We start from the raw sequence: 13377 nt of genomic DNA, 5'->3' as shown, positions 1-13377 counted from the left end.
CATGGAATCGTCGTGAACTATTTTCGAAAAGCTGCACATGCGCCGGAGACGATCCCCCTGGGCCCGCCGTCAGAGGAAGGACGCGACCTTCGGCACCAGCGGCAAATACGGCACCTCGAACAGGTCTTCCCGGTCGAAACGGCTCCCTGTCTTGGTCAGCCGCACCATGGTGCAGGTCTCCTCCCCGGTCATCAAGGGTGCGAGCAGAACCCCGCCGGAAACCAACTGTTCGGCAAGGAAGCGCGGCATACTCGGAAAGGCCGCGGTTGCCAAGATCCGGTCAAACGTCCCCTCCCCGGTCAATCCGTTGCTTCCGTCCGCCTGCCGCAAAACAACGTTGCGCAGGGCCAGACTGTCCAGCCGGCGTTGCGCCGCGCCGATGAGCATCTTGTAGCGATCGATCGACATGACCCGCTCGGAAATGCGGCCGAGCACAGCTGCAATGAATCCGCTGCCCGTGCCAATCTCGAGAACCCGCTGACCGGGCTTGACATGGAGATTGGCGAGCAGGCGCACCGCCAGGTCAGCGCCCTCGATGAAGGCGCCGCACTCAATCGGAATGGAGCGGCTCGAATAGGCCTGTTCGGCAAATTGCGGCGGAACGAAAAGCGAGCGCGGTGTCTGCTCGACCGCTGTCAAAAGGTCAAGGTCGGAAATCCCCTCGGCCCGCAACCTCAGCACCAAGGCCGCAAAGCCCTCTTTCTCCACCATTCCGGGCTTCAATCAGCAGCCCCGAAGCCGAGCGCGCGGGCAATGCAGTCCTGCGCGGCATAATCGGTCATGTCGAGCTTCAGCGGCGTCACCGAGATTTTATCCTCCTTCAAGGCCTGAAGATCTGTCCCTTCGCGGAACTTGTTGCCGCGATCACCGAAGCGCAGCCAGTAATAGGGAAAGCCGCGACCGTCGGCGCGCTCTTCGACCTCGAGACCGAAATCGAGCTTGCCCTGTGACGTCACCTCGATACCTTTGACTTCGGCCGGAGCGCAGCGAGGGAAGTTGACATTGAGAAACGTCCCCGGCGGCAGTTCGGCCTTGACCAGTTGGGCAAGCAGCTTGGGCGCGAGCGTCTCGGCCACTTCCCAGGGGATGATCCTGCCGCCATTGTCATATTCGTAAAGCTGGCTGAGCGAAATCGAGCGGACGCCCTGCAGTGTGCCTTCGATCGCGCCGGCCACGGTGCCTGAATAGGTCACATCGTCGGCCACATTGCCCCCCGCATTGATGCCGGACAAAACAAGGTCCGGCTTTTCCGGCATGATTTCGCGGATCGCCATGATGACGCAGTCGGTCGGCGTACCACGCAGGGCATAGCGCTTACTGTCGATCTTGCGCAGCCGCAGCGGCTCCGACAGCGTCAGCGAATGGGCAAGGCCGCTCTGGTCGGTTTCAGGCGCGACGACCCAGACATCGTCCGAGAGTGTTCGGGCGACACGCTCGAGAACCGCGAGCCCCTCGGCATGGATGCCGTCGTCATTGGTCAGGAGAATACGCATAATATAACTTTTTGCCTCAAGCCGCTTTTTCAATCTTCTTCAGACCGCCCATGTAAGGCAGCAAAACGTCTGGGACGGAGATCGAGCCATCCTCGTTCTGGTAGTTCTCCATGACCGCGATCAGCGCCCGGCCGACCGCCGTGCCCGAACCGTTCAGCGTGTGAACGAAAGTCGTACCCTTGCCGTCCTTGCCACGATAGCGTGCGTTCATTCGGCGGCCCTGGAAGTCGCCGCAAACCGAGCAGGACGAGATTTCGCGATAGGTATTCTGTCCCGGCAGCCAGACTTCGAGGTCATAAGTCTTGCGTGCGCCGAAGCCCATGTCGCCGGTGCACAACGTCATGGTGCGGAAATGCAGGCCGAGGCGCTTCAGCACCTCCTCGGCGCAGGCAGTCATCCGCTCATGCTCGTCGATCGAGCTTTCCGCATCGGTGATCGATACAAGTTCGCATTTCCAGAACTGGTGCTGGCGCAGCATGCCACGCGTGTCGCGACCGGCCGAGCCGGCCTCAGAGCGGAAGGACGGCGTCAGGGCCGTAAAGCGCAGGGGCAGCTTTTCCTGTTCGAGGATCTCCCCCGAAACGAGGTTGGTCAGCGTCACCTCCGCCGTCGGAATCAGCCAGCGGCCATCGGTGGTCTTGAACAGGTCTTCGGCAAACTTCGGCAACTGGCCGGTGCCGAACATGGCCTCATCCTTCACCATCAGCGGCGAGGAGACTTCGGTGTAGCCGTGCTCGCTGGTGTGCAGGTCGAGCATAAACTGGCCGATCGCCCGTTCGAGTCTGGCCAGCGGACCGGTCAGAACCGTAAAGCGCGAACCGGAGAGCTTGGCGGCACGCTCGAAATCCATAAAGCCGAGGGCTTCACCCAGTTCATAATGTTTCTTGGCCGGATGGTTCCAGCCGGGCTTCTGGCCGACAACGCGCTTGACCACATTGTCATGCTCGTCCTTGCCGACCGGCACGTCGTCGAGAGGAATGTTCGGGACACGCGACAGCTGGTCTGCGAGTTCGGCCGTCAGTTGACGCTCGTCCTCTTCCGCGCCCGGCATGACGTCTTTCAGATGGGCGACCTCGGCCTTGAGCTTTTCGGCCAGCTCCATATCCTTGCGGCCCATGGCCGCGCCGATCTCCTTGGAGGCGGCATTGCGGCGGGCCTGCATGTCCTGCAGCGATTGCACGACAGAGCGGCGCTTTTCGTCGAGGGCGATCAGGCTGGCGGCCAGAGGCTCTGCACTACGCTTGGCCAGCGCCGCATCAAGGGCTTCGGCATTTTCACGGATCCATTTGATATCAAGCATCGTCGTTCCAGGTCATCTCTCGTGATCGTCGGATCGGACCCGGCGGGCGCCCTGTCCGGCCCCATGGATGCATGCTCGGGAGTGGAGGAGAATGAACGGCGCGGCTCAGGCGCTGTCCTGCTCGTCCGCCTCGTCCGCAACAACCGAAGTTTCGGCGGCCCGGCGACGCTCCACGAGTCGCGCAGCATAGATGGCTACCTCGTAGAGAAGGATCGTCGGCAAAGCAAGACCGATCTGGGAGACCGGATCGGGGGGAGTCAGAACCGCCGCGATGACGAAGGCCACCACGATGAAATACTTACGCTTCTGCGCCAGCCAGGCGCTCTCCAGGATGCCGACCCGAGCCAGCAGCGTGGTGACCACCGGCAACTGGAAGACAAGACCGAAGGAAAAGACCAGCGTCATGATCAGGCTGAGATATTCCGACACCTTTGGCATCAGCGAGATCGCCACTTCTCCTTCACCCGGCGCCTGCTGCATGGCGAGGAAGAACCACATGACCATGGGCGTGAAGAAGAAATAGACCAAGGCGCCGCCGAGCAGAAAGAGGACCGGCGAGGCGATCAGGAACGGCAGGAAGGCCTGACGCTCGTTCTTGTAGAGACCGGGCGCCACAAACTTATAGATCTGCGCGGCAATCACCGGAAAGGCGATGACCAGCGCACCGAACATGGACACTTTCACCTGGGTGAAGAAAAACTCCTGCGGCGCGGTATAGATCAGCTCGGCTTTGCTAAGATCGAGACCGGCCCAGAGCACTGCCCACTTGTAGGGCACAACCAGCAGATTGAAGAGCTGCTTGGCGAAGGCGAAGCAGACAATAAAGGCCAGGAAGAATGCGGCCAGCGCCCACATCAGGCGGGTGCGCAGTTCGATCAGATGCTCCAGCAAAGGCTGCGGCTTGTCGTCGATGTCGCCGCTCATGCGGGCTCCTCGCTCTTCGGCTTACGGGGCTTTTTCGGCGCGGCCGGCTTCTTTTCCCCGGCGTCGGTGGAGGCAGGCTTGGCGCGGCTCGCCTTGGCCGGCTTTTCTCCTGCAGCCTTTTTCACCGACTGAACAGCGTCGCCTGGAGCCTTGGCCTTCGCCTTGCGAGGCGTCACCGTCTTGGTGGGCTCGATGGTCGGGGCCGCGGTCGGCGCGGGATCGGGCATCGGATGGGCGAGTTCGTCAGGCAGGCCGGCCAGCGGTGACGGCATTTCGGGGAATGATGCAGGCGGCGTTGCCTCGGACTCGGGAGAGGTTATGCCGGCAGCGGCCTTCGCGTCCGCTGTCGTCGCCTTCTTCAGGTCCGATTTGATCTCATTGCCCATCTGCCGCAGCGGATTGATCACGTCGCGCAAAGCGCTCTTCGGATTGAGGCCACGGACATCCTCGACCGATTTGCGCAGGTCATCGAGCTCGGCCTCGCGCAGCGCCTCGTCGAACTGAGCGCGGAATTCACCCGCCGTACGACGCAGCCGCGACGTCATCTTACCGAAGGCCCGGATCATCGGCGGAAGGTCCTTCGGACCGACCACCACAATCAGGATCACCGCGATGACAAGCAACTCGGTCCAGCCAATATCCAGCATTCAACGGGCTCCTGAAGCCTTTTCCGGGGCCGCGCATCATGACCGACGCGCTCTCCACCCCCTATCCCGCCTCCCGGTCCCCTTCCCTCTCGGCCTTGCCGACACGGATGGGGATCGACCAGACCGGCCGCCTGGCGGCCGATTAAGGGCTTACTTCGTTTCGTCGGCCTTGTGATCGACGGTCTTCTTCGGTTCCGAAGCATCGGCATCGTCGTCCGACATGCCCTTCTTGAAGCTCTTGATACCCTTGGCAACGTCGCCCATCAGTTCCGGGATCTTGCCACGACCGAACAACAGAAGAACAATGGCCAAGACGATCAGCCAATGCCACATGCTAAAAGAACCCATACCCGTCACTCCATGATTTTCGTTTCCCCGATGTAAGGGGTTTCGGAGTCTTTTTCAAACACCAAAATGTCTTGTGGATCGACCGAGATCCTCGCATCGCGCAATCCAGTCGGCAGCATGTCGGCGCGGATGCGCGCTCGCACCGGACGCTCGCTGCCGGGTATGGCAAGTTCCAGCAGTTCGACCACTCCAAGAAAGCGGCGCGAGACAATGCGCGCCGGGATGACGCCCCGCTCCACGCTCACATTGACACCGGAAAGCCGGACGGCGACCGCAACGGCCCTGCCATCCGCCAGCCCGGCCGCATCCGCGACGCCGAGGGGCGTTTCCACACGGCCGTTACGGACCACGCTGGAGAACTCGTTGATCTCCGAGAAAAAGGAGGCGGCAAAAATATCACCCGGCCGGCGATAAAGATCATCGGAAGTCCCGACCTGGACCAGCTTTCCGTCGCGCAGAAGCGCGATCCGGTCTGCCATGCGCATCGCTTCCTCGGCATCATGCGTGACCACAACCGCTGTCGCCCGTGTCTCCCGCAAGATTGCCAGCGTATCGGCGCGGATGGTATCCTTCAGGCGGGAATCCAGCCCGGAAAACGGCTCGTCCATTAGCAACACGCCCGGGCGCGGCGCCAGTGCACGGGCAAGCGCCACGCGCTGCTGTTCGCCACCCGAAAGCACGTGCGGAAATTTGTCGGCGTAGTGATCGAGCCCGACCCGCTCCAACGCCGCCATGGCTTCTGCGCGCGCCTCGCGTGCCGACATGGCCGTCAAACCGAAGCGGACGTTCTCCACGACGCTCATATGTGGAAAGAGCGCGAAATCCTGAAACATCAGACCAATGCCGCGCTGCTCCGGCGGGACGAAAACGTCGGGACCGGCCACTGCGCGGCCATTGAGCAGCACGCGTCCAGAAGACTGCGCCTCGATGCCCGCAGCGATTCGAAGAAGGGTCGTCTTGCCCGAGCCGGACGGACCGAGCAGACAAAGCACTTCGCCGGCCTCAGCCGTCAGCGACACCCCCCGCAGGGTCTCACGGCCGTGGTAGCCGTGGCGAATATCCTCGAAGCTCAAACGGGCCGCGAAGGTGACGCCAGCGGTCCGCCTCGATTTATCGCTCTGCGTCGTCTGCACGCTCATTCCAATATCCGACTGGCCAGTGACGAGGAATGCTGGAGCCCGGAAACGCCCGCAGCAGATCCGGACATCGCCGGGTTACCATTTAAACCTGAAGCTATTCGTCTGGTTCTCCACCCGGAGTCAAGAGGCCAAGCTCCTCAAGGTCGAGCTGGGTGATCGGATCCTCATCCTCAGAAAGATCATCGTCGGTAAGCGGCAGCGGAATGCTGAAGTTCGCCGGAATGCGTCCAGACAAGAGTCCTGCCCCCTTCAGCTCATCGAGACCCGGCAGGTCGCGCAGCTCCTCGAGGCCAAAATGATCCAGGAAATCGCGGGTCGTGCCGAGCGTGACAGGCCGGCCCGGCGTACGGCGGCGGCCGCGAAAGCGGACCCAGCCAGCTTCCATCAACACGTCGAGCGTGCCCCTCGAAGTCTGCACGCCGCGGATCTCCTCGATTTCGGCCCGGGTCACCGGCTGGTGGTAGGCGATGATCGCGAGGATCTCAAGCGCCGCCCGCGATAGTTTCCTGACCTCTGTTTCATCCCGACGGATGGCAAATGAGAGATCGGCAGCGGTGCGGAAAGCCCAATAATCATCGACCTGCACGAGGTTCACGCCGCGCGGGGCATATTCCGCTTTTAGCTGGCGCATGATCGCACCAACATCCATGCCGCGCGGCAGGCGCTCGGCGATGAAAGTCTCCGACACCGGCTCGGCCGAGGCAAAGACCAGTGCCTCGGCTACGCGGACCGCCTCACGCTCGGCTCGCTCACGCATGGGATCGCGCACTTCGGGCTCCGCCTCGCCCTCGTTCTCGGGAAAAAAATCCCCGTCCCGCGTCGCGCCCATCATCTCTTTACTCCACAGCCTCCGGTTCGCCGGCTCGCGGGCCGCTGCGCAAATATATCGGCTCGAAGGCGCTTTCCTGACGGATTTCCAGTCGGCCCTCGCGCACGAGTTCTAGCGAAGCAGCAAACGCGCTGGCGATCGCGCTCACCCGCTCGACCGGCGTCGTCAGATAACGCAAGAGAAACTGGTCGAGTGCCGTCCAGTCGCCGATATCGCCGATCATACGTGTCAGGATTGCGCGTGCGTCGGCGAGCGACCAGACGCGACGGCGGGCGATCGTCACCTGCGTCGTCGCCTGACGCTGACGCAGTGAGGCGTATGCGGTCAGCAGATCGTAGAGGGAGGCCTCGTAGGCGTTGTCGACACGCGTCGGCACATGCTCCGGCGCACCGCGCGGATAGACATCGCGGCCGAGCCGGTTGCGATTGATCAGCCGCGTCGCCGCCTCACGCATCGCTTCCAGCCGCTTCAGCCGGAAAGCCAGCGTCGCCGCCATTTCCTCGCCCGAAGGACCTTCGTCCTTGGCTTGCTGCGGGATCAGCAGCCGTGATTTCAGATAGGCGAGCCAAGCCGCCATGACCAGATAATCGGCAGCCAGTTCCAACCGGATGCGCCGGGCGCTCTCGATAAATTCAAGATATTGCTCGACCAGCGCCAGCACCGAGATCCGCGCCAGGTCGACCTTCTGGTTACGCGCCAGGAACAGCAGGAGGTCGAGCGGCCCCTCGAATCCCGCAACGTCGATCACCAGCGCCGGCTCGCCGGTCAGTCGTTCGGCACCCGCCTCTTGCCAGAGGCTGTCCATCGGCGTTGGCGCGCTGACGCCGCCAGGCTTCGACGGAGATTGGGGAATGCCGACCGGGGGCGCCATCAGGCTGTCGCTCGCAAACTGTCGAACTCGGCGCGGATCGCTGCCTCCTCTGCCGCGTCGGTGGTGCCGAACGCCGCCTCGACCGCATCGGCGCGCGCCCGCGCCTTACCGGCGAGCAGCGGCACTTCGGCCGCCACCGCGCGCATCTCGCCCATCAGACCGTTGCAATGAAGCACAACATCGCCGCCGCCGGCGACAATGGCAGCAGTACGCTCCCCAAGCGTGCCCTTCAGGGCGTTCATCGACACATCGTCCGACATCAGCAGCCCGTCAAATCCGATAGATCCACGAATGATCTGGTCGATCACTATATTAGACGTCGACGCCGGATGATCCGGATCGATGGCCGAGTATACCACATGCGCGCTCATCGCCATCAGTTCGTTGTGGAGCCGCTTGAACGGCGGGAAATCGTGCGCTTCCAGTTCTGCAAGCGGCGTGTTGACAACCGGCAGCTCGTGATGTGAATCCGCCATGCCGCGACCGTGCCCCGGCACGTGCTTCATCACCGGCAGGACGCCGCCGGACTTGAGGCCCGCCGCGGCCGCCTCGCCCATAGCCCCGACGGTCTCCGGGTCATTGCCATAGGCGCGGTCACCGATGACGTTGCTCGCGCCTTCGACGGGGACGTCGAGTACTGGCAGACAATCGACATTGATGCCGAGGCGGATGAGATCGAACGCATGGAGACGCGACATCAGCCAGGCGGCTCGCAGACCTAACGTACGGTCGCGTCGATAGAGCTCGCCAAGCTCGGCGCCGGATGGATAGCGAGGCGCGATCGGCTCCCTGATGCGCTGGACCCTGCCGCCTTCCTGGTCGATCAGGATCGGGGCATTGCGTCCGCCGACCGTGTCGCGCATCTCGGCCACCAGATCACAGATCTGCGCCGGTTCCTGCAAATTGCGGGCAAAGACGATGAAGCCCCACGGCTGTTCGTCGTGATAAAAGGCCTTCTCTTCGGCCGTCAGCGAAAGGCCGCTACAGCCGAGGATCATTGCTTTTGCGGGCATGGGTGTCTGGGTCATGGGCGAATCATAAGAGGGCTAGGATTAAAGCCGAAGCGGCGGTTTTGGCTCATACACAGGAAAAGAGGCGGAAACCGTTGGTTCCCGCCTCTTTTTTCGCTTTTGCGCGGCGCTGGCGCCCTACTTCGCCACGAGGCAACTGCCGCCAGCCGCCTTGTAGCGCTCGCACAGTGCCTGCGCCTCGGCCTTTGTCCCGGCCGAGATGCGCACCCGGTAGTAGGTTCCCTTCCCGGCGATATCGGCCTGCTTGATCTCGTGGGCCCGACCGCCGATGACGCTGGCGAACTTGGCGGACACATTCTTGTACGACTTCTCCGCTTCCGCCTGCGACGGCAAAGAAGCAACCTGGATATAATAGCCGCCCGCAGCGGGGGCCGGCTGAGTTGTCGCGGATTCGCTCGCCGCCGGAGCGGCGGCCGGGGCCGCCTGGACTGGCGCGGTCTGGACCTGAGCGGCAGGGACCGGCTTTGGCTGCACGGCAGCTTGGCTCGATGCAGGCGTTGCAGGCCGTGCCATCGGTATAGGACCGGTCGGAGCATCGGCCGGTGCCACGATGCTCGCAGGTTCCCCAGTTGTCGACGGTGCGGCAAGGGCGGGTTTATCGGCTCTGGTCGTTGTGGCTGGCGCCGTTTCGGCCGGGGAATTCAGCGTCGGCGCCGGAGCCTCTGGCGCTTCCTGAGCCACCAGAGTGCCGTCCGGACGGACGATCATCGTGCGCACCTTGCGCGGAGTGATCGTCGCTGGCTGGTCGGTCGCCGCCGGCGCCTGCTCGGCTCCGCCCTGGTCAGGCAGGAGCCGCGGATCTTCGGTCTCGCCGACCGGCGTGCCAAGCGCCTCGGCCCCAGTGTCGGATTCGCCCTCAAGCGGCAGGTTTTCCGGGATCAGCGTCTTTTGCACGACGTCGACCGGCTCCTCGCTCGCGGAAATCAGGCTCTCCTGTTTCGGATCGGCGACGGGAGCGCCGGCGACGCGGTCATAGACCGCCTTGTCCTGGTTTGGCACAGACTTACCGCCGGGATTTTCCGGCACCATCTTGACCGGGTCCTTGTCGGCCAGGATCACCGGCGGCTCGCCGGAGGACATCATCGAGCCGGTGGAGCCGCTCAGCCAGTAGTAAAGCGCACCACCGCCCAGAAGCACGGCCACAGCGGCACTGCCCGCCATCAGCATGTTGCGCCCGCCAAGGCGCGACAGGCCCTTCGGCTCCATCGGAATGGCGATACGGCCGGTACTGCTGGCGGGATAATCGGAGGGACGGTCCAGTGTGTGTCGGAAATCCTCTTCAAGGGCACGCTCAAAAGCGTCGAAGTCGTCCATCGGCGGCAACCCGCCATTGGCGCTCTTGGCCGCCTGCGGCTGGGACGCAGCCGGAGCGGCCGCAATCGAAGCCGGTGAAGGCTGCGCGGCCGCGACAGGTGTAGCCACAGGCTTCTGCGGTACTGCAGCGGGCGCGACAGGCGGCTGTTCGAACAAATTCGCCAGTTCGCCGTCGAGGTCGAGATCGTAATCGTGCGTATAGGAGGCCTGGGCCGGCTTGCTCTCAGGCACCGGCACTTCGGGCACGTCCATATGGGCGATCGCCTCGACGTGTTCCTCCTGCTCCGAAATCTCTGACGGATCGAAAGCCAGCGGCTCGTCGGCAAAATCGAACTCGGGCAAGGCCGGAGCGGCCGGCGGCGCCTTGGCTTCAACAGCCACTGGACGCGCCACGGGCGGCGCTGCCGCGACCGACGGCATGGCCGGGGCAGACACAGCAACAGGTGTCGGCGCAAGTGCCGCAGGGGTCGCCAGCGAAGGCACAGGCTGCTTGACGACCGGCGTCAACGGAGCGGCAGGCTCTTCGAAATCCACTTCGATCTCGGAGAGATCAAGTTCGAGATCATCGAGGTGAAGATCGAATTCTCCATCGACGAAGGGGTCAAACTCCTCCTCCGCGAGCGGCGGGCGAACATCAGCGAGCGGCTCCAAGCGCCCGACGGGCTCAGAGACCGCAGCAAGCCGAGACGCCGCCAACGGGGGCTCGGCGGAAACCGGCTCATCCTCGCTGACAGCGAGATCATCAGCAAAAGAGAAATTGAACGGCGGGTCGGAGCGCACGGCAGATTCCGGTGCCGCAGACGAAAGCTCCACCGAACGCTCGGCAGCGTTCGCAACAAGATCATCAAGACCGAACGGATCGACGCCCCGATGCGCGGGAGCGGCCGGCACGACCGACGATGGACCGGACACATTGTTGCTCCATTCGAAGCCTGCGTCGGCAAAAAAGGCATCCTCGGCCGAAGCCGCTTCACCAACAGCGGCCGCCGCAGCGACTTCGACCTGTGGCTCCGGTTGCGGCTCTGGCGCGACAAACTGTGGCTCGCTCCGGACCGCAGGCTGGGCGGAAAAATTAGCCAGCGGCAGGCGTAGCCTAGGCTCGGAGACGGGCTCTGCAACCGGCCAGCGCTGCGATTCCTGAGGCTCGGAAACGGCAAGCTCCAGCTCGTCGGCGAGATCAGTGGACAAGAAGGACTCGGCCGGCGCCTCAAAAGTCGGCTCCGTCGGACGCTCTGGCTGGGATTGTGGCTCGGCAGGCATCGCCTGGACTTGCGCGACCGGCTCGACAACCTGTTCGGGATAGAAGACGTCTTCCAAGTCCTCGATGTCGTCGAGCGGCGCGGGCGACAGGGTGGCGGCAGATTCAGCGGCGAACGATCGCTCGTCACCGCGTACCGGCGCATCATACACTTCAAACTCGCGAAGCAGTTCATCCTCGAGATTGAAAATCTCGGCCTCGGGCTCTGCAGGGCGCGTCGGCGCGGCATCACGCTCAACGGGCGACTCGAAGCCGACGATCCGGGCAAGTTCCGCCAACGGATCGTCGTCAGCGAAACTATCACTCCCCAATCGACTGCTGAATGCGGCCTGTTTTTGTACCATTACTTGATCCACTCACCCTACGCGACTCGACGCTTGCCAGTGCATTGTGGGCAAATGGTGACGTTGCTATCGCATTTCTACCGGAGCTGTAGTGCCCGTGATGGACAAACCGGACTTCAAAACGGAGGCGACAGCACGCACCAGCCCAAGCCTGGCGAGCGTCAATTCTCTATCTTTATCGTTAACAAAGCGTAATTCGGGAAAATCCTTACCCTTGTTCCAGTGACCGTGGAAGGAACTTGCCAGATCATAGAGGTAGAATGCCAGACGATGCGGCTCCTGCGACTGGGCTGCACCCTCGACCACACGCGGATATTCTGCGAGCTTGGCAACCAACTGAAGCTCCGCCGGATCCGAGATCTTCCCCGCCACGGCAGCGGCCAAATCAGCGCCATCGACGTCCAGATCAGGGAAAGCCTCCCTTGCCTGCCGGAACACCGACATGCAACGCGCATGGGCATATTGCACGTAGAAGACCGGATTGTCCTTCGACTGTTCTGTCACCTTGGCGAAGTCGAAGTCGAGCGGCTCGGAACTCTTGCGATAGAGCATCATGAAGCGGACCGAGTCGCAGCCGACCTCTTCCACCACCTCACGTAGCGTGACGAAGTCGCCAGAGCGCTTAGACATCTTCACCGGCTCGCCATCGCGGTAAAGCTTGACCAACTGGCACAGCAGCACGGTCAGCTTGGTCTTGCCTTCAGATACAGCCCGCGCCACAGCTTCCAGCCGCTTTACGTAGCCGCCATGGTCGGCGCCGAGAACGTAGATCATCTCCGAATAGCCGCGGTCGAACTTATCCTTGAAATAGGCGACGTCGGCGGCGAAATATGTATAGCTTCCGTCCGACTTCACCAGCGGCCGATCAATATCGTCACCGACCTCGGTCGAGCGGAACAGAGTCTGTTCTCGATCCTCCCAATCCTCCGGCAGCTGCCCCTTCGGTGGCGGCAGCGTACCGCGATAGACATGCCCCTTGAACGTCAGATCATTGATCGCGGTGCGGATCTTTGCAGCGCCGTTGGCATGCAGCGTGCGCTCTGAGAAGAAAACGTCGTGATGAACGTTGAGCGTCGCGAGATCGTCGCGGATCATCGCCATCATCGCGTCGATGGCGCGTTCCTTGACGATCGCCATCCACTCGTCTTGCGGCATGGCGCGCAGCTTGGTGCCATATTCCTTGGCCAAGACCTCGCCGACCGGAACGAGATAGTCGCCCGGATAGAGCCCCGGCGGGATCTCGCCGATCGCCTCGCCGAGCGCCTCGCGGTAGCGCAGGAAGACCGAACGCGCCAGAACCTCGATCTGCGCGCCGGCATCATTGATGTAGTATTCCTTGGTCACCTCATAACCGGCGAAAGCCAGAAGGTTGGCGAGCGCATCACCGACAACGGCGCCACGGCAATGACCGACATGCATCGGACCGGTCGGATTGGCCGAGACATATTCAACATTGACCTTGCGATCCTTGCCCAGAGCCGAGCGGCCGAAATCCGAGCCTTCGGCGATCATCGTGGCGAGCAAGCGCTGCCAGTAGCCGGTCGAAAGACGGATGTTGATGAAGCCGGGCCCGGCCACGTTCACCTCGGCAATGTCAGTGTCTTCCTTCAGCTTGTCGCCGATCACCTCCGCAAGCGCCCGAGGATTGGTGCCGAGGGCCTTGGCCAGCACCATGGCTGCATTGGTCGCGGCATCACCATGACTCGGATCACGCGGCGGCTCCACGACGATGCGACCGAAATCGAGGGAGGAGCGCTTCTCCTTGATGCTGTCGATCTGCTCGAGCGCGTTTTTGATTCTCGTTTCGAAGTCGGCGAAAAGATTCATGTCCTGATACCCGCGCAAGCAGTTCGATAGCCCGCAAATGGAGTGGAATTTC

At 62.7% G+C, this 13377-nt stretch carries 12 protein-coding genes; all 12 read right to left on the bottom strand.

Annotated features, from left to right (window positions below):
- Positions 1 to 69: 69 nt before the first annotated feature.
- The 12 genes from RNA01_RS09045 to argS all read right to left on the bottom strand — a co-directional run bounded on the left by RNA01_RS09045 (position 70) and on the right by argS (position 13325).
- A complete protein-coding gene (locus RNA01_RS09045; protein WP_174824543.1) occupies positions 70 to 711 on the bottom strand; it encodes a protein-L-isoaspartate(D-aspartate) O-methyltransferase in 642 nt (213 codons plus the stop codon).
- A gap of 8 nt (positions 712 to 719) precedes the next feature.
- On the bottom strand, positions 720 to 1493 hold the full coding sequence (surE, locus tag RNA01_RS09040) for a 5'/3'-nucleotidase SurE (RefSeq protein WP_147179651.1): 774 nt from the start codon (positions 1491 to 1493) through the stop codon (positions 720 to 722).
- Positions 1494 to 1509: 16 nt separating this feature from the next.
- Entirely contained in the window at positions 1510 to 2793 is a 1284-nt protein-coding gene (gene serS / locus RNA01_RS09035) for a serine--tRNA ligase (protein ID WP_147179650.1), read from the bottom strand.
- Between the two features lie 105 nt (positions 2794 to 2898).
- The gene (tatC, locus tag RNA01_RS09030) at positions 2899 to 3717 is read right to left on the bottom strand and encodes a twin-arginine translocase subunit TatC (RefSeq protein ID WP_147179649.1); all 819 of its coding nucleotides are present in this window, start codon (positions 3715 to 3717) and stop codon (positions 2899 to 2901) included.
- Positions 3714 to 4364, bottom strand: a complete 651-nt coding sequence (gene tatB / locus RNA01_RS09025) for a Sec-independent protein translocase protein TatB (protein WP_147179648.1) — start codon at positions 4362 to 4364, stop codon at positions 3714 to 3716. The genes tatC and tatB overlap by 4 nt, the downstream gene beginning before the upstream one ends.
- Positions 4365 to 4514: 150 nt before the next feature.
- Positions 4515 to 4712: a twin-arginine translocase TatA/TatE family subunit gene (locus RNA01_RS09020; RefSeq protein WP_147179647.1), complete on the bottom strand. Its 198-nt coding sequence runs from the start codon at positions 4710 to 4712 to the stop codon at positions 4515 to 4517.
- Between the two features lie 5 nt (positions 4713 to 4717).
- Positions 4718 to 5851: an ABC transporter ATP-binding protein gene (locus tag RNA01_RS09015; RefSeq protein WP_147179646.1), complete on the bottom strand. Its 1134-nt coding sequence runs from the start codon at positions 5849 to 5851 to the stop codon at positions 4718 to 4720.
- Positions 5852 to 5945: 94 nt separating this feature from the next.
- Positions 5946 to 6608 (bottom strand): SMC-Scp complex subunit ScpB, encoded by a 663-nt coding sequence (scpB, locus tag RNA01_RS09010; protein WP_147179975.1) that lies wholly within the window; start codon positions 6606 to 6608, stop codon positions 5946 to 5948.
- A 79-nt stretch (positions 6609 to 6687) separates the two neighbouring features.
- Positions 6688 to 7551 (bottom strand): segregation and condensation protein A, encoded by an 864-nt coding sequence (locus tag RNA01_RS09005; protein ID WP_147179645.1) that lies wholly within the window; start codon positions 7549 to 7551, stop codon positions 6688 to 6690.
- Entirely contained in the window at positions 7551 to 8579 is a 1029-nt protein-coding gene (gene nagZ / locus RNA01_RS09000) for a beta-N-acetylhexosaminidase (protein ID WP_147179644.1), read from the bottom strand. Before nagZ ends, RNA01_RS09005 begins: the two co-directional genes overlap by 1 nt.
- A 120-nt stretch (positions 8580 to 8699) precedes the next feature.
- Positions 8700 to 11498 carry an SPOR domain-containing protein gene (locus tag RNA01_RS08995; RefSeq protein ID WP_147179643.1) on the bottom strand — a complete coding sequence of 933 codons (2799 nt, stop codon included), beginning with the start codon at positions 11496 to 11498 and terminating at the stop codon, positions 8700 to 8702.
- 66 nt (positions 11499 to 11564) lie between these two features.
- On the bottom strand, positions 11565 to 13325 hold the full coding sequence (argS, locus tag RNA01_RS08990; RefSeq protein ID WP_147179642.1) for an arginine--tRNA ligase: 1761 nt from the start codon (positions 13323 to 13325) through the stop codon (positions 11565 to 11567).
- Positions 13326 to 13377: the final 52 nt, after the last annotated feature.

The sequence above is a fragment of the Paenirhizobium naphthalenivorans genome (assembly GCF_007992095.1).
Taxonomy (GTDB): Bacteria; Pseudomonadota; Alphaproteobacteria; order Rhizobiales; family Rhizobiaceae; genus Allorhizobium; species Allorhizobium naphthalenivorans.
Note: the sequence above shows the minus strand (reverse complement) of the source record. Positions and strands in the feature narration are given on the sequence as shown.

What these genes read in the sequence shown, in the direction of transcription:
- RNA01_RS09045 (WP_174824543.1), bottom strand. Translation starts at nt 711, where the DNA reads ATGGTGGAGAAAGAGGGCTTTGCGGCCTTGGTGCTGAGGTTGCGGGCC.
- surE (WP_147179651.1), bottom strand. Translation starts at nt 1,493, where the DNA reads ATGCGTATTCTCCTGACCAATGACGACGGCATCCATGCCGAGGGGCTC.
- serS (WP_147179650.1), bottom strand. Translation starts at nt 2,793, where the DNA reads ATGCTTGATATCAAATGGATCCGTGAAAATGCCGAAGCCCTTGATGCG.
- tatC (WP_147179649.1), bottom strand. Translation starts at nt 3,717, where the DNA reads ATGAGCGGCGACATCGACGACAAGCCGCAGCCTTTGCTGGAGCATCTG.
- tatB (WP_147179648.1), bottom strand. Translation starts at nt 4,364, where the DNA reads ATGCTGGATATTGGCTGGACCGAGTTGCTTGTCATCGCGGTGATCCTG.
- RNA01_RS09020 (WP_147179647.1), bottom strand. Translation starts at nt 4,712, where the DNA reads ATGGGTTCTTTTAGCATGTGGCATTGGCTGATCGTCTTGGCCATTGTT.
- RNA01_RS09015 (WP_147179646.1), bottom strand. Translation starts at nt 5,851, where the DNA reads ATGAGCGTGCAGACGACGCAGAGCGATAAATCGAGGCGGACCGCTGGC.
- scpB (WP_147179975.1), bottom strand. Translation starts at nt 6,608, where the DNA reads ATGCGTGAGCGAGCCGAGCGTGAGGCGGTCCGCGTAGCCGAGGCACTG.
- RNA01_RS09005 (WP_147179645.1), bottom strand. Translation starts at nt 7,551, where the DNA reads ATGGCGCCCCCGGTCGGCATTCCCCAATCTCCGTCGAAGCCTGGCGGC.
- nagZ (WP_147179644.1), bottom strand. Translation starts at nt 8,579, where the DNA reads ATGACCCAGACACCCATGCCCGCAAAAGCAATGATCCTCGGCTGTAGC.
- RNA01_RS08995 (WP_147179643.1), bottom strand. Translation starts at nt 11,498, where the DNA reads ATGGTACAAAAACAGGCCGCATTCAGCAGTCGATTGGGGAGTGATAGT.
- argS (WP_147179642.1), bottom strand. Translation starts at nt 13,325, where the DNA reads ATGAATCTTTTCGCCGACTTCGAAACGAGAATCAAAAACGCGCTCGAG.